Origin of the sequence: Ramlibacter sp. Leaf400 (assembly GCF_001424545.1) — a bacterium.
In the GTDB taxonomy this organism is placed as follows: domain Bacteria; phylum Pseudomonadota; class Gammaproteobacteria; order Burkholderiales; family Burkholderiaceae_C; genus Ramlibacter.
Map to the genome: position 1 here is coordinate 1 of NZ_LMQL01000012.1, position 17,933 is coordinate 17,933.

A 17,933-nucleotide genomic window follows, 5' to 3' on the forward strand; every position below is an offset into this window, starting at 1 on the left:
CGTAGCAATGCGTTAAGCTAACCGATACTAATTGCTCGTGCGGCTTGACCCTATAACTTTGATCAGTCGATCAAAGAGTTATGCCCGGTCGGCGCAATCAAAATAAAAGCTGATTTGCTCTATGAATTGGTCGTCTTGCAGACTCTGCAAGATGGCAAAAAGTTATGCCTGATGACCATAGCGAGGTGGTCCCACTCCTTCCCATCCCGAACAGGACAGTGAAACGCCTCTGCGCCGATGATAGTGCGGATTCCCGTGTGAAAGTAGGACATCGTCAGGCTCTTACAGCCCCAAAAGGCCCAGCAGTAATGCTGGGCCTTTTGCTTTGGGCAAACGATTCCTTGCGCGGGCCCGAGATTGTGGAAATACGGCCGGTATTTCCAGTCCACAGCGAATCAGGGCCCTGAACGTCTAGCCCGACCTACTTCCCGTTCCGCAGTTCCCGCCTCAGGATCTTGCCCACGTTCGTCTTCGGCAAATCCTCGCGGAATTCAATGTATTTGGGGACCTTGTAGCCGGTCAGGTTCTGCCGGCAGTACTTGGCCACGTCTTCCTCGGTGAGGATCGGGTCGTTCTTGACGACGAACACCTTGATCGCCTCGCCCTGTTTCTCGTCCGCCACGCCGACCGCAGCGCACTCCACGACTCCAGGGCACATCGAAATGACGTTCTCGAGTTCGTTCGGAAAGACGTTGAAGCCGCTGACCAGGATCATGTCCTTCTTGCGGTCGATGATCTTCGTGTAGCCGCTCGCGTCCATGATCCCGACGTCGCCCGTGCGCATGAAGCCGTCCGGCGTGAACGCCCTTTCGGTTTCACCCGGCTGCTGGTAGTAGCCGACCATCACGTTCGGTCCCCTGATGCAGATCTCCCCCGAATCCCCCTGGGGAAGACTGCGGCCGTCATCGTCCTTGATGGCGATCTCGATGCCCGGCAGCGGCAGCCCGATCGTTCCCGAGAACTCCCGGCTCAATACGGGATTGTTGGTGCCGATCGCGCAGGTTTCGCTCATCCCCCAGCCTTCCACCATCGTGCAGCCCGTGGTCTTCTGCCAGGCGCGCGCAGTTCCTTCCGAGGCCGCCATGCCGCCGGCCTGGGTCACGCACAGCTGGGAGAAATCGATGCTCCGGAATTGCGGGTGCTGCAGCAGCGCGTTGAACAGCGTGTTCACCGCGGGAAACAGATGGAAGGGCCGCCGCTTGAGCACTTCGATGAACCGCGGAATGTCGCGCGGATTGGGGATCAGCGTCTGGTGAGCGCCCCAGCGGATCGACAGCATGCACAGCGTCAACGCGAAGATGTGGTAGAGCGGCAGCGCCATGATCCCGTTGGTGCGGCTGACGTCCCCGATGCGAGCGAGCGCCGGCGTGAACCAGGCCTCCGCCTGCAGGATGGCCGCCACCACGTTACCGTGCGTCAGCACGGCGCCCTTCGACAGGCCCGTCGTTCCACCCGTGTACTGAAGGAAAGCGACGGAGTCCAGCGTCTGCGCCGCCGGCCTCAGCTGCATCGAGCGCCCCTGCGCCAGGGCCCGGGTGAACGGCGTGACCTTGCGTCCGCCGGCCAGCGGCAGCTTGAACGCCGGGACCATCTTGGCCAGGTGGCGGACCGCGAAAGTGATCCAGCGCCCGTACCAGAAGCCCAGCAGGTCTCCCATGGAGGTGACGACCACGTGCTGCACGGGCGTGCGGTTCACGACCTCGGACAGCGTGTGGGCGAAGTTCTCCAGGATCACGATCGCCGTGGCGCCTGAATCCTTGAGCTGGTGCTCGAGCTCGCGTGCCGTGTAGAGCGGGTTCACGTTCACGCACGTGTACCCGGCGCGCAGGATGGCCGCCATCGTCACGGCGAACTGCGGGATGTTGGGCAGCATCAGCGCGACGCGCGCGCCGGGTTCGAGCCCCTGCGCCTGCAGCCAGGCGCCCAGGGCCGTGGACAGTTCGTCCACCTCCCCATACGTCATCCACTGCTCCATGCAGACCGAGAACGGCCGCCTGGCGTTCTTGCGGAACGACTCCTCCAGCAGTTGCGTGAGCGAGCGGTACTGCCCGGGATCGATGTCGTGCGGCACGCCATCGGGATAGTTGCGCAACCAGATTCGGTCCATCCGTGGTCTCCTTGCGCGCGATTGTCATCAGCGCGCGCGATGGGGCTACGGGGCTTGTCCTAGGACGCGAACCAGTTCCGTCTCGCAGGCGACAAGGTCCCGGCCGTACAGCAGCGAGAACAACTGGTGCTCACGCTGCTGCACAGTCTGCAGAAACTGCTCGACGGTGCCGGCTCGACGCGCCATGCCGGCGAACGTGTCGAAGCCCTCTTCCAGGAAGTGCTGCAGATCGCCCAGTCCCGCCGCGGCCGCGGGCCCGCGCATCATGCGCAGCATGGTGCGCAGCCCAGGCATGCGGGTCAGGCGCGCCAGCTCCTGGCCCAGGGCCAGGACCGACGCCAGCTGCCGTTCACGCTCGTCCCTGCGCCCGAGCGCCTGCCAGGCCAGCACGTAGCGACGCGCCAAGGGAGCCTGCGCGTCCGCCTGCTGGCGCCACAAGCGTGCCATCTGCATGTCGAGGTCCTCCGTCAGCGCATGCAACTGCGCCATGGCGGCGGCGGTGCCGGCCACGTGCGCGGGGAACAGCTTCTCGATGGCGACGGCGATGCGCGAGAACTGCTCGTCGCGCCGCGTGTAGTCCTTGTTGCCGTACAGCTCCTCGAGGAAGAAGCGCGTGGCCGGCTCGAAAGGCCCGCCCGCCAGGAGGTCGGCGTAGGTCCCCGCGAACCGGTGCGACTGCAGCCGCTTGATCTCGAAGAGGGCCTCGCGCAGCGGTGCATCACCGGCGGCGCTCTGACGCAGCCGCGTGACGGCGGCGACGGCATCTCGGATGGCGCGGGCGGCTTCCATGCAAACCCGCAGTCTAACTAGGCAAGGGGCTCTACCGAGGGCGGCAGGCGCCTGCGATAGTGCCCGCATGCACAGGAGAAGCTGGCTCAAGCTGGGCCTCGGAGCGGCTGCGGTGCTCGCGGTCGGCGGAGGCGCGGTCGCATGGATCGAGCCTGGATGGCGAAACGGCCGTCTGTCCCCGGCCGGCCGCCTCGTGTTCACGCACACCGCCCGCGCATTCCTGGACGGTTCCTTGCCGGCGGATGAGGAGCAGCGAACCCACGCCCTGGCCGCCTTCCTGGATCGCACCGATGCGTTGATCGGCGCATTGCCTGCCCACGCGCAGCGGGAGCTCTCGCAGCTGCTGGCATTGCTCGCCACGGGCGCCGGTCGGAGAAGCCTTGTCGGGCTCGCGCCGGACTGGAGCACCGCCACCGTCCCCGAGATCCGCAACGCCCTGCAGTCGATGCGCGTCTCCTCGCTCACCCTGCGGCAACAGGCCTACCAAGCGCTCCACGACATCACGGGCGGGGCTTACTTCTCAGACCCCAGCACCTGGTCCGTCCTCGGCTACCCCGGCCCGATCGCGGTCGGCGCATGAACAAGCTGCCCGACCCCATCGTCGACGGCCTGCGCCGCGGCTGGCGCGTGACCGGCGGGGCGCACGCGCCGCGGCCGGCGCGCCTGGATTGCGACGTCGCGATCGTCGGCTCCGGCGCCGGCGCCGGAATCACCGCGGAACTGCTTGCCAGGTCGGGCCTGAAGGTCGTGATCGTCGAGGAAGGACCGCTGCGCAGCAGCTCGGACTTCCGCCAGCTGGAGTCCGACGCCTACCCGGCGCTCTACCAGGAAAGCGCCGCCCGCAAGACGCGCGACAAGGCCATCAACATCCTGCAGGGCCGCTGCGTGGGCGGCTCCACCACGGTGAACTGGACCAGTTCGTTCCGCACGCCGTCGGCGACACTGGCCTTCTGGCGCGAACGCTTCGCGCTGCACGATTTCGCCGACGACCCGCTCGCGCCATTTTTCGAGCAGGCGGAGCGGCGTCTTTCCATCGGGCCCTGGCTGACGCCGCCCAACGAGAACAACGACCTGCTGCGCCGTGGCGCTGCCCGCCTCGGCATCCCCGCCGCCGCCATCCTGCGAAACGTCAAGGGATGCTGGAACCTGGGGTCCTGTGGCCTGGGCTGTCCCACCAACGCCAAGCAATCGATGCTGGTGACCACGATCCCGTCGGCCCTGGAGCTGGGGGCCACGCTGCTGGTCGAGACCCGGGCCGAACGCTTCGAGCTGGCCAACGGCAAGGTCAGCGCGCTCCTCTGCGCGCCTGCCGGACAGCCCGGACCTTCCACCCGCATCGTGGCCCGCCACTACGTGCTGGCGGGCGGGGCGATCAACTCCCCCGCCGTGCTCCTGCGCTCGCAGGCCCCCGATCCGCATCGACGACTCGGCATCCGAACCTTCCTGCACCCGGTGGTGATGTCGGCCGCGCAGATGCCCGCCAAAGTCGAAGGCTGGCAGGGCGCGCCCCAGACCATCTACACCGACCACTTCCTGGAGACGCACCCGATCGACGGCCCCATCGGCTACAAGCTGGAAGCCCCGCCGCTGCACCCCGTGATCTTCGCGTCCACCGTGACCGGCCATGGCCAGGAGCAGTCCGGGCTGCTGCGGCAGTTCCCCAGCACCCACGTGCAGCTCGCCCTGTTGCGCGATGGCTTCCACGAGCAGTCGCCCGGCGGCACGGTGCGGCTGCGCAGCGACGGGTCGCCCGAACTCGACTACCCGCTGACCGACTTCGTCATGGACGGCGCCAGGCGAGCCTTCCTCAGCATGGCGGAGATCCAGTTCGCCGCCGGCGCGCAGCAGGTGCTGCCGGTCCACGAGAGCGCCCGCCCGTACCGCAGCTGGAGCGAGGCGCGGTCCGCCATCGCCGCGCTGCCCATGAAGCCGCTGCTGACCAAGGTGGTCAGCGCTCACGTCATGGGCGGCTGCGGCTTGGCCGGCCGGCCCGAGCTGGGCGTGGTGCGGCCGGACGGGGTGCACTGGCAACTGGAGAACCTGTCCATCCACGACGGCTCCCTGTTCCCCACCAGCATCGGCGCCAATCCGCAGCTGTCCATCTACGGCATCGTGAACCGGCTGGGCCAGGGGCTGGTCCGGCGCCTCGGCGGACGCGAGGCCATACTCGCCTGATGTCCCCGGGTTCCCAGCTCGCCCGCCTGCAGATGTGGGCGCCCATCGGGCTCCTGGCCGCCTCTCTTGCCGCGTTGGTGCTGTTGTGGCCCTGGTCGCCCTGGGTCGCCTGCGTCGTGGCCCTCCTGATCGCCTTCGCGCACGCCGCCCCGCTGGGCATCGAGTTCGCCCTGTTGCGCTTCCAGAGTCGGGGCGATCCGGCGCCGCGGCCTTCGTTCGGGCAACTGCTGTCGGCATGGGCCCGTGAGGTGGCCTACGACGCCCTAATCTTCGGTTGGCGGCAGCCGTTCGACTGGCGGCGCGAGCCCGACCACCTGCCGGCCGGCTCGCCGGCGGCCGGGATCGTCTTCGTCCACGGTTTTCTGTGCAACCGCGGCTTCTGGAACCCCTGGATGCGCCAGGCGCGGGCCCGCGGTCATGCTTTCGTGGCGGTGAACCTGGAGCCGGTGTTCTGCTCGATCGACGACTACTGCGACACCATCGACCAGGCGGTCGCCGCCGTCACCCGGGCCACGGGGCGGGCACCGTTGCTCATCTGCCACAGCATGGGCGGGCTGGCCGCCCGGGCCTGGCTGCGCCGTTGCGGCGGCCGAACGCGTGCGGCGCACGTGGTCACCATCGGCACGCCCCACCGCGGCACCTGGCTGGCGCGGTTCAGCCGGCTTCCCAACGGGCGCCAGATGCAGGTGGGCTGCGACTGGATCGCGGCCCTGCCGGGAGCCGAGCCGGAGGCGTCGCGCCTGTTCACCTGCTGGTACTCCAACTGCGACAACGTCGTCTTCCCGCCTTCCATGGCCACGCTGCCGGCGGCCGACAACCGCCTGCACGAAGGCGCCGCCCATGTCGACCTGGCGTTTCGCCCGGCCGTGATGGACCACACGTTCGAACTGGCGGCTCGCCTGTAAGATCGATCCGACGCGGACGAAGACGCCGAAAGAAAGACCCCATGGCCCTGATCGTCGTGATGGAGGATGACGCCTTCACGCGCAACCTGATCGCCACCGTGCTGAAGAAGGATGGGCACGAGGTGCTCGCCGCCGAGGACGGGGAACAGGGGCTGTCGCTGGTCGAGTCCCGGCGCCCCGACCTGGTCGTCAGCGACGTCCAGATGCCGCGGCTCAACGGTTTCGACATGGTCGCGTCGCTGCGGCGCAATCCCGCGATCGCCCGCACCCCCGTCGTCCTGCTCACCTCGCTGCCGGAGCGGGCGCACATGCGCATCGGCATGACCGCCGGGGCCGACGACTACCTCACCAAGCCCCTGCGCCCGGGCGAACTGCGCGAAGCGGTGGCCGCGCAGCTGAACAAGCGCGCCATCCACACCAGCCTGCAGAGCATGGTGGTGGAAAGGGCGGTCGAGTCCGCGCTCGAGGAGCAGCGTCACCAGCTGTCCAGGCTCTACGAGCAGCGGCTGGCCAACGAGCTGAGCGGCCGCTGGCCCACGGAAGGCGGCGGCGCCGGCGACGAGCGGTTTCCCTCCGCCACGCTGCTCTTCGTCGACGTCCCCAACTACGCCGGCGTGGCCGATCGCCTGGACGCGGCCGAGCTGGCCGAGCTGGTGCGGCGGTTCTACGGCAGCGCGAACGACTCGGCTAACCTCTTTGGCGCCCGCCACATCCAGTTCGTGGGGGAGGGCGTGCTCGCCGTGTTCGTCGACGCCAGCGACACCCGCACGGTCAACCATGGCCTGAGGGCCCTGCGCGCCGCCTTCGGGCTGATCGAGGCGGGGCGAGGGATCCAGCAGTACCTCTCGTCGACATACGCCGACCGGCAGTTGCCTCGCTTCGAGGCCCATGTCGCCCTCCATGCCGGGCCGGTCACGCTGACCGTGCTGCACGACCCGCTGCATTCGCCCGTGGCGCAGACCCTGCCGGTGGGCGACGCGGTCAGCGCCACCATGCTGCTGCAGCACCAGGCCCGGGAACTCGGGTGGTCGGTCGTGGCCAGCATCGCGTCGCTGCGCCAGGTGACCGGCGCCGTCACCGTCGGTCGGCGCGCGGCCGTGCGGCTGAGCGGGCGCAACGAGCCCCTGGACGTCGCCGAAATCACCGGCCTGGCCCAGTAGACGGGCGCCGGACAGAGCGTCTGCGGCCCCGCCGGACCGCCCGGTCCGGTGATCCATTTCACAAGCCGGCGCGGCGCTATTCACGCCCCGGCACCTGCTCGCCTTCCTAAGCTTGCGCCTCACCAGGACTCAGGAGGAAAAAATGCAGGCAACCCTCACATCGCAGGCCGGCAACCACGGCGCGGCGCACCCGGCCGCATCGCCGCAACTGGACCTGCTACTGGACGAACTCGCCTACGGCGTTGCCGTCACCACGGGCGTGGGCGACCTGGTCCATGCCAACCACGCGGCGCGGCATGAGCTGGGCCGCCAGCACACGTTGTGGGTGCAGAACGGTCGCCTGCGGGTGCAAACCCCGCAGGACCTGCAGACGCTGCACGGCGCCCTGGCCAAGGCGACGGCGGGCCGCCGCAGTCTGATCGCCCTGGGCGGCGCCGAGGCGCACCGCCTGAGCCTGGCGGTGGTTCCCCTGCGCCGCCTGCAGGAGGGCGGTGCGGCGCACGCCGCCCTGGTCTTCTCGCGGCCGACGGTGTGCGGTTCGCTGATGCTCTGCTTCTTCGCGCGCAGCCATTCCCTCACGACGGCCGAGGAGAACGTGCTGACCATCCTGTGCCAGGGCCATTCGGCGCCGGAGATCGCCCGCAAGTTGCAGGTGGCGGTCTCCACCGTGCGCAGCCACGTCCGCAGCCTGTGCGCCAAGACGCGGACCAGCGGCGTGCGGGAGCTGGTCAACCGGGTCGCCATGCTGCCGCCGCTCGCGCCCGCGCCGCTGCTGCAAGAGCCGATGCATTGAACAGGCCGCCAGGCCTTGGCTGGCGCGGCACCGCTGCTAGAGTGGCCGCGCACCTTCCGATGACCACGTCCGATACGGCGGCGCAAGACCGTCTCCTCTCCTCGCTCTCCCCCACCGTCCGCGCCTTCGCCTCCCGGGGCGTGCTGCGCAGCTTCCGCAGGAACACGGTGATCGTCCACGAGGGCGAGGTGGGCGACACCACCTTCGTGCTCCTGCAGGGGCGCGCGAAGGTGTACTCCAACGACGTGGACGGCCGCGAGATCACCTACGACCTCGTGCACCCCGGCGACTACTTCGCCGACATGTGGCTGGATGGCGGTCCGCGCTCGGCATCGGTCATCACGCTGGAGGCCTGCGTCTGCGCGGTGGTCGGCCGCGCCGCCATGTTCGAGCACCTGGAGCAATCGCCCGACTTCGCCCGGCACCTGCTGGCTCGCATGATCCAGCGGGTCCGCGCGGCGACGGAGAAGGCACGCCAGCTGGCCCTGAAGAATGTCTACGAGCGAGTGGCCAGCCTGTTGGAAGGCCACCAGGGCTCCGTGGGCGACGGCTGGCCGGTGGTGCTCTCGCCCCTCACGCACCAGGCGATCGCCAGCCGCGTCGGCTCGTCGCGCGAGATGGTCAGCCGCATCCTCAAGGAGCTGGAGCGGGGCGGCTACGTCGAACTGGGCCTGCGCCGCGTCGTCCTCAAGCGCAAGCTTCCGGCCCGCTGGTGACGGTTGGCGCGGGCTGCACGCGGTACACCTGGACGGGTTCGCTCAGGTGCCGCAGCTGGTGCGTGCCGGTGTCTTCCATCCGCCGCGCCGCATCGTCCTCGAGCAGCGCGCGCAGTGCGGCCGTGACGCACACCTCGCCGGGCCGCGCGATGTCCACCAGGCGCGCGGTGAGGTTCACGCCGCAGCCGTAGATGTCGTACTCGTCGGCCACGAAGCGGGCGATGTGGGCCGCGATGCGCAGCTGCATCTGCTCATGGGGACCGCGGCCCTCGTTGCCGGCCTCGATGATGCGAAGCAGTTCGAAGGCCGCCGCGATCGCGTCATCGGCGTGCCCGAACTCGATCATCAGCCCGTCGCCCGTGCTCTTGTGGATGCGTCCACCGAACGCCGGCACCACCTGGTCGGCTTCGCGCACGAAACGCTGCCAGCGCTCGATGAAACCGGGCTCGTCGCCTTCCATCAGCCGCACCGACTCGACCACGTCCAGCACCATGATGACCCGGGTGCGGGGCGAGGAAACCGGCGGGGTGGAAGGCGCGGGCGCGTTCATCTGGGCAGGGCGAAGACCAGCGGGAATTGTCGAGCTGACCTCCGCCCGCGCAAGGCCACGGGCCGGCTTCGCAAGCGCCGCTCTGTCAATCCTGACAGGGGCGCCGCAGACTCAGGACTTCTGCGTAGCCAGCACGCCGCGGCGCATCTGGTCCAGCTCCATCGTCTCGAACAGGGCCTTGAAGTTGCCCTCGCCGAAGCCTTCGTTGCCCTTGCGCTGGATGAACTCGAAGAAGATCGGCCCCAGCTGGTTCTCGCTGAAGATCTGCAGCAGCAGCTCGCCCGGCTGGCCGTCCACGAGGATGTTGCGCTGCTGGAGCGCGTTGACGTCCTCGGCCAGGTTGGGGATGCGCCGGGGCAGCAGCTCGTAGTACGTTTCGCTGGTGTTCAGCAGCTTCACGCCGGCCATCTGCAGCGAGTCGACCGTGTCGTACAGGTCGGTCGAACCCAGGGCGATGTGCTGGATGCCTTCGCCGCGGTACTTGTCCAGGTACTCCTGGATCTGGCCGGCCTTCTCGTTGCCTTCCTCGTTGATCGGGATGCGGATCTTCCCGCAGGGGCTGGTCATGGCCTTGCTCTTGACGCCGGTGGCCTGGCCTTCGATGTCGAAGTAGCGCACCTCGCGGAAGTTGAACAGCCTCTCGTAGAACTCCGACCACTCGGCCATGCGGCCCCGGTGCACGTTGTGCGTAAGGTGGTCGATGTAGGTGAGGCCGAAGCCCTTGGGGTCCAGCGCTTCCTGCGCGTCGATGCCGGGCAGCGGCTCGAAATCGACGTCATAGAAACCGATGTTGCCGATGTCACCGGCCCGGGCGCCGTTCTTCCCGCGCCAGCGGTCCACCAGGTAGATCAGGCTGTCGCCGATGCCCTTGATGGCGGGGATGTTCAGCTCGCCCGGCCCCGCCTGGCCCGCGTAGCCCCAGGCGCCCAGGCCGATGGCCCGCTCGTACGCCGACTTGGCGTCCTGCACGCGGAAGGCGATGGCGCAGATGCTGGGCCCGTGCGCCCGCGCGAAACGCTGCGCGAAGGAGTCCGGCTCCGCGTTGACGATGAAGTTGATGCCGCCCTGGCGGTACAGCACCACGTCCTTGTGGCGGTGCCGCGCGATCGGGCGAAAGCCCATGCGCTCGAACAGCGCGCCCATGGCCTTGGGATCGGGCGCCGCGTACTCGATGAACTCGAAGCCGGCGGTGCCCATGGGGTTGTCCCAGGCGGTGAAGGTGCGCGCGGTCGGGGCGGCGTCCATGCTGTCTCCTTTGGAATGCGGTGAAGCCGGAACTCTAAGCGCAGGCCCCTTCAGGTTTCCGCCGGAGAACGGCTCCAAAAGGTATCCTTGCGCAGGAAACCTGCGACATGGCCGACTCCTTCGCACTCGACAAGCTCGACAAGGCCATCCTGCGCGCGCTCCAGCAGAACGGCCGCGAGACCTACGACGTGATCGGCGAGCAGGTCGGGCTGTCGCCCAGCGCGGTGCTGCGCCGGGTCAAGCGGCTGGAGGACGCCCGCGTGATCGACCGCTACGTGGCCCTGGTGCGCCCCGAGGCGGTGGGCCTGGGGCTGACGGCGTACATCAACGTGCGCCTTGAAAAGCACACCGAGTCCCACAAGCGCAACCCGATGGACGTTTTCCGCGCCAGCGTGCAGGGCTGGCCGGAAGTGGTCGAATGTGCGGCGCTCACCGGCGACATGGACTTCCTGCTGCGCGTCGTGGTGCAGGACATGGCGCACTACAGCCGCTTCATCCTGGACACCCTGCTCAAGCACCCCAGCGTGCAGGACTGCAAGACCAGCTTCGTGCTCGACAGCGTGAAAGCCACCACCGCCATGCCCGTGTAGGAGTTCCGCCGCCGTGGCACGAGGGACACGGCCGATTAGGTAGAACTACCTCCCCAGAACGGCCGGGCTTGGGAGCCCGGTGAAAACCCTTAAATTGGTCCCATGGCCTCTGAACTACCCATGGCCTCCGACACCCGGCTCCTGCCCGTGGTCGTCCCCATCCGATCGCTGGGGCCCGAACACCGGGACCGGATCGCCACCCACCTGCTGGCGTTGCCGCCCGAAGACCGCTACCTGCGGTTCGGCTACGCGGCCAACGATGAGCACATCCGGCGCTACGTGGAGCAGCTGGACTTCGAGCAGGACGACATCTTCGGCATCTACAACCGGCGCCTGGAGCTCATCGCCATGGCGCACCTGGCGTATTCGCGCGACCCCAACTCGGCCAACTGCGCCGAGTTCGGCGTGTCGGTGCTGCCCCGGGCGCGTGGCCGCGGCTTTGGCCGGCGCCTCTTCGAGCGCGCCGTGCTCCATGCCCGCAACGAGGGCGTGGAGCTGCTCTTCATCCATGCGCTCAGCGAGAACGTGGCCATGCTCAAGATCGCCCGCTCGGCCGGCGCCACGCTGGAGCGCTTCGGCACCGAGACCGAAGCCTTCCTGCGCCTGCCGCCCGCGACGCTGGACACGCACATGAGCGAGCTGGTCAACGAGCAGCTGGCCCAGACCGATTACCGGCTCAAGCAGCAGGCCAAGAGCTTCTGGGACTTCCTGGACGGGGTGCAGGAGACGCGGCAGGGCGTGCGCGAAGCGCGCCACCGCTCCGGCAGCTGAACCGTGGGCGGGGCCGCGGCCCGCCACGGTCGCGCAGTGCGATGCGCTATCCTATTCGTCCCCCAACCACCGCACGTACTGCACGCACAGGCTGTGTCCGACCCCCACCCTGCGCGGTCCCATGAGAAAGAAGACCGTCGCACGTTCCTGCAGAAGGTCGCCGAGTTCATCCATCCCGGCCCGGATTCCCGCGATGAACTGATCGAAACCCTGGCCGACGCCGAAGACAACGAGATCATCGACGCCGAATCGCGCGTGATGCTCGAAGGCGTGATCCGGATGGCGGACCTCACCGCCGGCGACGTGATGGTCGCGGCCCCCCGGATGGACCTGATCAGCATCGACTCGCCCTACGACGACATCCTGCACCTCGTCATCGACACGGCGCACTCGCGCTTCCCCGTCTACGAGGACGATCGCGAAAACATCATCGGCATCCTGCTGGCCAAGGACCTGCTCAAGCTGCAGCGCGCCCCGGAGCTGAACATCCGCGCGCTGCTGCGGCCCGCGGTCTTCGTGCCCGAAAGCAAGGGGCTGAACGACCTGCTGCGGGAGTTCCGCGGCAACCGCAACCACCTGGCCGTGGTGATCGACGAATTCGGCCGCGTCGCCGGCCTCATCACCATCGAGGACGTGCTCGAGCAGATCGTCGGCGAGATCGAGGACGAATTCGACATCGCCGAGGAAGAGGGCGACATCTTCGCCCTGGCCGACCGCACCTACCGCGTGAGCGGCGACACGGCGATCGAGAAGGTCAACGAGGCCTTCGGCGTCGACCTGGCGCCGGCGGCGACGGCCGAAGGCGACCGCCGCTTCGAGACCATCGGCGGCCTGATCGCCCACGAGATGGGCCACGTGCCCAAGCGCGGCGAGCACCACCGCATGGCGGGCCTGGACTTCGTCGTGCTGCACACCAAGGGCGGCGCCGTCCGTTGGTTCAAGGTGGCGCCCGCCCACAGCGACGACGACACGGGGTGATCGGCGCCGCCCGCTCCGCGGCGCTGCCCTGGGTGCTGGCCGCCGTCGCCGGCCTGGCCCAGGCGATCTCGATCGCCACGCCGTGGTCGGGTCAGCCGCTCTGGTGGCTGCAGGTCGCCTCGCTGGCGGTGCTGGCGGGGTGCATCGCCCGGCCCGCGTCGCTGCGCTCCGTCTTCCTGCAAGCCTGGCTGTTCGCCACGGCCTGGCTGACCGGCACCTTCTGGTGGCTGTTCATCTCCATGCACACCTACGGGGGCCTGCCGGCGCCGCTGGCGGCGTTCGCGGTGCTGGCGCTCGCGGCGTTCCTGGGGAGCTACTACGCGGCCGCTGCGGCGTTCTGGCGCTGGCTCGCTCCGCGCGGGCCGTTGATCGCCACCGTCTCGTTCGCGGCCCTGTGGCTGCTGGCCGAGCTGCTGCGCGGGCGCTGGTTCACCGGCTTCCCCTGGGGCGCGGGCGGCTACGCGCACGTGGACGGACCGCTGGCCTTCCTGGCGCCGTGGATCGGCGTGTATGGCATCGGTGCGTTGGCAGCGGCGATCGCGGTGGCGCTGTCGTGGCTGCCCCAGGCCTGGCGCTCGCGCCGGTACTGGGCCGCGGCCGGCGCCTCCGTGCTGCTGCTGGCCGCGTGCACGCAAGTGGCTCCCTCGCACGACCAGGCCGCCGGCGCGCCCCTGTCCGTCACGCTCTTGCAGGGCAACATCCCGCAGGACGAGAAGTTCGAAGGACGCACCGGGGTGCCGGTCGCACTGGCCTGGTATGCCGAGCAGCTGCAGGCCAGCCGCTCCAGCCTGGTGGTGGCGCCCGAGACCGCACTGCCGCTGCTGCCGCAGCAACTGCCCGAGGGCTACCTGCAAGGCCTGGCCGAGCACTTCTCGCGCGGTGACCGTGCGGCGCTGATCGGCATGCCGCTGGGCAGCCTGGAGCAGGGCTACACCAACTCGGTGGTGGGCCTCAAGCCCGGCGCCGACGCCTACCGCTTCGACAAGCACCACCTCGTGCCCTTCGGCGAGTTCATCCCGCCGCTGTTCCGCTGGTTCACCGACCTGATGAACATCCCGCTGGGGGACTTCAACCGCGGCTCGGTCGGCCAGCCCTCGTTCGAGTGGCAGGGCCAGCGGCTGGCGCCCAACGTCTGCTACGAAGACCTGTTCGGCGAGGAGCTGGCGGCGCGATTCGCCGACCCGGTCCGCGCGCCCACCGTGTTCGTGAACGTGAGCAACATCGGCTGGTTCGGCGACACGGTGGCGATCGACCAGCACCTGCACATCAGCCGCATGCGGGCGCTGGAATTCGCCCGGCCGGTGATCCGCGCCACCAACACCGGCGCGACGGCCATCATCGACCACCGGGCCCGCGTGACCCATTCGCTGCCCCCGCACACCCGCGGCGCGCTCACCGGCGAGGTGGCGGGCCGCAGCGGCACCACCCCGTTCGCGTGGTGGGCCTCGCGCCTGGGCCTGCTGCCGCTGTGGCTGCTCGGCCTTGCTCCTGTTTTGGGAGCGCTGCCGCGGCTTCGCAGGAGAGCGGGCACTTAAAATCGAGCCAATGCTCACTTTCCAGCAAATCATCCTGAAGCTGCAGTCGTACTGGGACGCCCAGGGCTGCGCGCTGCTGCAGCCGTACGACATGGAAGTCGGCGCAGGCACCTCCCACACCGCCACCTTCCTGCGCGCCATCGGGCCCGAGCCCTGGAAGGCCGCCTACGTGCAGCCCAGCCGCCGGCCCAAGGACGGCCGCTACGGCGAGAACCCCAACCGCCTGCAGCACTACTACCAGTACCAGGTGGTGCTCAAGCCCGCGCCGGACAACATCCTCGAGCTGTACCTCGGCTCGCTGCAGGCGCTGGGCTTCGACCTGAAGAAGAACGACATCCGCTTCGTCGAGGACGACTGGGAGAACCCCACGCTGGGCGCCTGGGGCCTGGGCTGGGAGGTCTGGCTCAACGGCATGGAAGTCACGCAGTTCACCTACTTCCAGCAGGTGGGCGGCATCGACTGCAAGCCCATCACCGGCGAGATCACCTACGGGCTGGAGCGGCTGGCCATGTACCTGCAGGGTGTCGACAACGTGTACGACCTCAAGTGGACCGAAGGCCTGTCCTATGGCGACGTCTACAAGCAGAACGAGGTCGAACAGTCGACCTACAACTTCGAGCACAGCGATGCCGAGTTCCTGTTCACCGCGTTCGGCGCGCACGAGAAGCAGGCCAGGCACCTGATGGAGCAGCAGCTCGCGCTGCCGGCCTACGAGCAGGTGCTCAAGGCCGCGCACACCTTCAACCTGCTGGACGCGCGCGGCGCGATCAGCGTCACCGAACGTGCGGCCTACATCGGCCGCATCCGCAACCTGGCGCGCGCCGTGGCGCAGGCCTACCTGCTGAGCCGGCAACGGCTGGGCTTCCCGATGGCGCCCAAGGCCTGGGCCGAAGCGGCCACGGCCAGGATGGTCGCCGACAAGCTGGTGGAGGCTGCGTGATGGCCAATGCCAACCTGCTGGTCGAACTCTTCGTCGAGGAACTGCCGCCCAAGTCGCTGAAGAAGCTGGGCGAGGCGTTCGGCGCCACGCTGCTGGAGCAGCTCAAGTCGCAAGGCCTGGCCGGCGACGCATCGGTCCTCACGCCCTACGCATCGCCGCGACGCCTGGCCGCGCACGTCACTGCGGTGGCCGATCGCGCGGCCGACAAGGCCGTGTCGCAGAAGCTGATGCCGGCGAGCGTCGGCCTCGATGCGCAGGGCCAGGCCACGCCGGCGCTGCTCAAGAAGCTGCAGGCGCTGGGCGCCGATGCGTCGGCGGTCGCTTCGCTGCGGCGCGCGCCCGACGGCAAGGCCGAAGCGCTGTTCTACGAAAGCACCGCCCGGGGCGCGACGCTGGCCGAAGGCCTGCAGAAGGCGCTGGCCGAGGCCATCGCGCGCCTGCCCATCGCGAAGGTCATGACCTACCAGCTGGCCGACGGCTGGAGCGACGTGAAGTTCGTGCGCCCGGCGCATGCGCTGGTCGCGCTGCACGGCCGCGAGGTGGTGCCGGTCGAGGCGCTGGGCCTGAAGGCCGGTCGCACCACGCAGGGCCATCGCTTCGAGGCCGCCAAGGCCCAGGTCGACATCCCCGACGCCGACAGCTACGCCGCGGTGCTGCAGGAGCAGGGCGCTGTGATCGCCGGCTTCGACGCCCGCCGCGCCGACATCGCGCGCCAGCTCGCCGCCGCGGCCCAGCAGGTCGGCGCGGGCGCGCGCGCCATCGACGACGAAGCACTGCTCGACGAAGTCACCGCCCTGGTCGAGCGGCCCAACGTGCTGGCCTGCCAGTTCGAGCGCGAATTCCTCGAAGTGCCGCAGGAGTGCCTCATCCTCACGATGAAGGCCAACCAGAAATACTTCCCGCTGCTGGACGCGCAGGGCAGGCTCACCCACCGCTTCCTGGTGGTGAGCAACATCCGCCCGCAGGACCCCTCGGCGGTGATCGGCGGCAACGAGCGGGTGGTGCGTCCGCGCCTGGCCGACGCCAAGTTCTTCTTCGACCAGGACCGCAAGAAGACGCTCGAGTCGCGGGTGCAGGGCCTGGCCAAGGTGGTCTACCACAACAAGCTGGGCACGCAGGGCGACCGGATGGAGCGCGTGCGCACCATCGCGCGCGCCATCGGCACGCAGCTGGGCGGCGAGCCGCTCGCGCAGGCGGCGGACACGGCCGCCCGGCTGGCCAAGGCCGACCTGCTCACCGACATGGTGGGCGAGTTTCCCGAGCTGCAGGGCACCATGGGTCGCTACTACGCGCAGCACGACGGCCTGCCGGCCCCGGTCGCCGACGCCATCGAGGACCACTACAAGCCGCGTTTCGCCGGCGACGAGCTGCCGCGCGGCGACGTCGGCGTGGCGGTGGCGCTGGCCGACAAGCTGGAGACGCTGGTCGGCCTGTTCGGCATCGGCCAGCTGCCCTCGGGCGACAAGGACCCGTTCGCGCTGCGCCGCCACGCCCTGGGCGTGGTGCGCATCCTGATCGAGCGCGGCCTGCCGCTGGACCTGCCGTCGCTGGTCGACGTGGCCGGCGCGAGCTTCGGCCCGCTGCTGCCCAAGCCGAAGGAAAGCAACGAGCAGGTGCTGCAGTTCATCTACGAGCGCATCGGCGGCTACCTGCGCGACCAGGGCCATGGCCCCGCCGAAGTGGACGCCGTGATCGCCGTCCGCCCGCCCTGGAATCAGGTCAAGCCGCGGCTGGAGGCCGTGCGTGCCTTCGCCGCGCTGCCCGAGGCGCCCGCGCTCGCCGCCGCCAACAAGCGCATCGGCAACATCCTGAAGAAGGCCGATGGCGCCGTCGATCCGCACGTCAGCGAGGTCCTGCTCAAGGAAGACGCCGAGAAGGCCCTCTACGCCGCCACCCGCGAACTCGCGCCCGCCGCCAAGGCCAAGTTCGAGGCCGGCGACTACACCGGCTCGCTGCAGACGCTGGCCGCGCTGCGGGCGCCGGTCGATGCGTTCTTCGACGGCGTCATGGTCAACGCCGAAGAAGCCGACCTGCGCCTCAATCGCCTGGGCCTGCTGGCCACGCTCCACGGCGCCATGAACCGCGTGGCCGATCTTTCAAGGCTGGCCACATGAAACTCGTCATCCTCGACCGCGACGGCACGATCAATGCCGACAGCGACGAATTCGTGAAATCGCCGCAGGAGTGGGAGCCGCTGCCCGGCGCGCTCGAAGCCATCGCGCGGCTCAACCACGCCGGCTGGCACGTGGCCATCGCGTCCAACCAGTCGGGGCTGGGCCGCGGCCTGTTCGACGTGGCCTCGCTCAATGCCATGCACGCCAAGATGCACAAGCTGCTGTCCGCGCACGGCGGCAAGGTGGACGCCATCTTCTACTGCCCGCACACGCCCGAGGACGGCTGCAACTGCCGCAAGCCGCTGCCCGGCCTCTTCGAGCAGATCGGCGAGCGCTTCGGCATCGAGCTCAAGGGCACGCCGGTGGTCGGCGACGGCCTGCGCGACCTGCAGGCCGGCGTCGCGGCCGGTTGCGAGCCGCACCTGGTGCTCACCGGCAAGGGCGCCGAATTCATCGGCCGCCCGCTGCCCGAGACCTTCCCGGCCGGCACGCGCGTGCACCGCGACCTCGCGGCTTTCGCGGACTATCTCGTGACCCGGCCCGCGCCGCGTCCGCTGACCTGAGT

17 protein-coding genes and 1 rRNA gene are annotated in these 17,933 nt (G+C 69.0%); 14 read left to right on the forward strand and 4 right to left on the reverse strand.

Annotated elements, in window-relative coordinates; all coding sequences use genetic code 11:
* Positions 1–167 precede the first annotated feature (167 nt).
* Positions 168–280, forward strand: a 5S ribosomal RNA gene (gene rrf, locus ASG30_RS15765).
* A 141-nt stretch (positions 281–421) separates the two neighbouring features.
* On the opposite strand, the gene ASG30_RS15770 is transcribed toward rrf, so the two are convergent.
* Entirely contained in the window at positions 422–2,107 is a 1,686-nt protein-coding gene (locus tag ASG30_RS15770) for an AMP-binding protein (RefSeq protein ID WP_055898775.1), read from the reverse strand.
* Positions 2,108–2,152: 45 nt separating this feature from the next.
* On the reverse strand, positions 2,153–2,896 hold the full coding sequence (locus ASG30_RS15775; RefSeq protein WP_055898778.1) for an FFLEELY motif protein: 744 nt from the start codon (positions 2,894–2,896) through the stop codon (positions 2,153–2,155).
* A gap of 67 nt (positions 2,897–2,963) precedes the next feature.
* On the opposite strand from ASG30_RS15775, the gene ASG30_RS15780 reads away from it, so the two are divergent.
* The 6 genes from ASG30_RS15780 (at position 2,964) to ASG30_RS15805 (ending at position 8,645) form a co-directional block, all read left to right on the forward strand.
* Positions 2,964–3,476, forward strand: a complete 513-nt coding sequence (locus tag ASG30_RS15780) for a hypothetical protein (RefSeq protein ID WP_055898781.1) — start codon at positions 2,964–2,966, stop codon at positions 3,474–3,476.
* Positions 3,473–5,071: a GMC family oxidoreductase gene (locus ASG30_RS15785; protein ID WP_055898783.1), complete on the forward strand. Its 1,599-nt coding sequence runs from the start codon at positions 3,473–3,475 to the stop codon at positions 5,069–5,071. The genes ASG30_RS15780 and ASG30_RS15785 overlap by 4 nt, the downstream gene beginning before the upstream one ends.
* Positions 5,071–5,976, forward strand: coding sequence for an alpha/beta fold hydrolase (locus ASG30_RS15790; protein ID WP_055898786.1), 906 nt, complete (start codon positions 5,071–5,073; stop codon positions 5,974–5,976). Before ASG30_RS15785 ends, ASG30_RS15790 begins: the two co-directional genes overlap by 1 nt.
* Positions 5,977–6,017: 41 nt before the next feature.
* Positions 6,018–7,136 carry a response regulator gene (locus tag ASG30_RS15795; protein WP_055898789.1) on the forward strand — a complete coding sequence of 373 codons (1,119 nt, stop codon included), beginning with the start codon at positions 6,018–6,020 and terminating at the stop codon, positions 7,134–7,136.
* 142 nt (positions 7,137–7,278) lie between these two features.
* Positions 7,279–7,929, forward strand: coding sequence for a helix-turn-helix transcriptional regulator (locus ASG30_RS15800; RefSeq protein WP_082522140.1), 651 nt, complete (start codon positions 7,279–7,281; stop codon positions 7,927–7,929).
* Between the two features lie 59 nt (positions 7,930–7,988).
* The gene (locus ASG30_RS15805) at positions 7,989–8,645 is read left to right on the forward strand and encodes a Crp/Fnr family transcriptional regulator (RefSeq protein WP_055898791.1); all 657 of its coding nucleotides are present in this window, start codon (positions 7,989–7,991) and stop codon (positions 8,643–8,645) included.
* Here ASG30_RS15805 and ASG30_RS15810 read toward each other — a convergent pair.
* Together ASG30_RS15810 and hppD are read right to left on the reverse strand one after the other, a co-directional pair.
* Positions 8,617–9,195: an adenylate/guanylate cyclase domain-containing protein gene (locus ASG30_RS15810; RefSeq protein WP_055898794.1), complete on the reverse strand. Its 579-nt coding sequence runs from the start codon at positions 9,193–9,195 to the stop codon at positions 8,617–8,619. The two genes, ASG30_RS15805 and ASG30_RS15810, sit on opposite strands and share 29 nt — an antisense overlap.
* Before the next feature lie 111 nt (positions 9,196–9,306).
* Entirely contained in the window at positions 9,307–10,440 is a 1,134-nt protein-coding gene (gene hppD, locus ASG30_RS15815) for a 4-hydroxyphenylpyruvate dioxygenase (RefSeq protein ID WP_055898796.1), read from the reverse strand.
* A 107-nt stretch (positions 10,441–10,547) separates the two neighbouring features.
* Here hppD and ASG30_RS15820 point away from each other — a divergent pair, with 107 nt between their 5' ends.
* The 7 genes from ASG30_RS15820 (at position 10,548) to gmhB (ending at position 17,931) form a co-directional block, all read left to right on the forward strand.
* Positions 10,548–11,030, forward strand: coding sequence for an Lrp/AsnC family transcriptional regulator (locus ASG30_RS15820; protein ID WP_055898799.1), 483 nt, complete (start codon positions 10,548–10,550; stop codon positions 11,028–11,030).
* Positions 11,031–11,132: 102 nt separating this feature from the next.
* A complete protein-coding gene (locus tag ASG30_RS15825; protein ID WP_082522141.1) occupies positions 11,133–11,801 on the forward strand; it encodes a GNAT family N-acetyltransferase in 669 nt (222 codons plus the stop codon).
* Positions 11,802–11,894: 93 nt separating this feature from the next.
* Positions 11,895–12,779, forward strand: a complete 885-nt coding sequence (locus ASG30_RS15830) for an HlyC/CorC family transporter (RefSeq protein ID WP_055898805.1) — start codon at positions 11,895–11,897, stop codon at positions 12,777–12,779.
* Positions 12,776–14,314: an apolipoprotein N-acyltransferase gene (lnt, locus tag ASG30_RS15835; RefSeq protein ID WP_055898807.1), complete on the forward strand. Its 1,539-nt coding sequence runs from the start codon at positions 12,776–12,778 to the stop codon at positions 14,312–14,314. Before ASG30_RS15830 ends, lnt begins: the two co-directional genes overlap by 4 nt.
* A 10-nt stretch (positions 14,315–14,324) precedes the next feature.
* On the forward strand, positions 14,325–15,254 hold the full coding sequence (gene glyQ / locus ASG30_RS15840) for a glycine--tRNA ligase subunit alpha (RefSeq protein WP_055898810.1): 930 nt from the start codon (positions 14,325–14,327) through the stop codon (positions 15,252–15,254).
* A complete protein-coding gene (glyS, locus tag ASG30_RS15845) occupies positions 15,254–17,368 on the forward strand; it encodes a glycine--tRNA ligase subunit beta (RefSeq protein ID WP_055898812.1) in 2,115 nt (704 codons plus the stop codon). The genes glyQ and glyS overlap by 1 nt, the downstream gene beginning before the upstream one ends.
* Positions 17,365–17,931 carry a D-glycero-beta-D-manno-heptose 1,7-bisphosphate 7-phosphatase gene (gene gmhB / locus ASG30_RS15850; protein ID WP_055898815.1) on the forward strand — a complete coding sequence of 189 codons (567 nt, stop codon included), beginning with the start codon at positions 17,365–17,367 and terminating at the stop codon, positions 17,929–17,931. Before glyS ends, gmhB begins: the two co-directional genes overlap by 4 nt.
* The last annotated feature ends 2 nt before the right edge of the window (positions 17,932–17,933 follow it).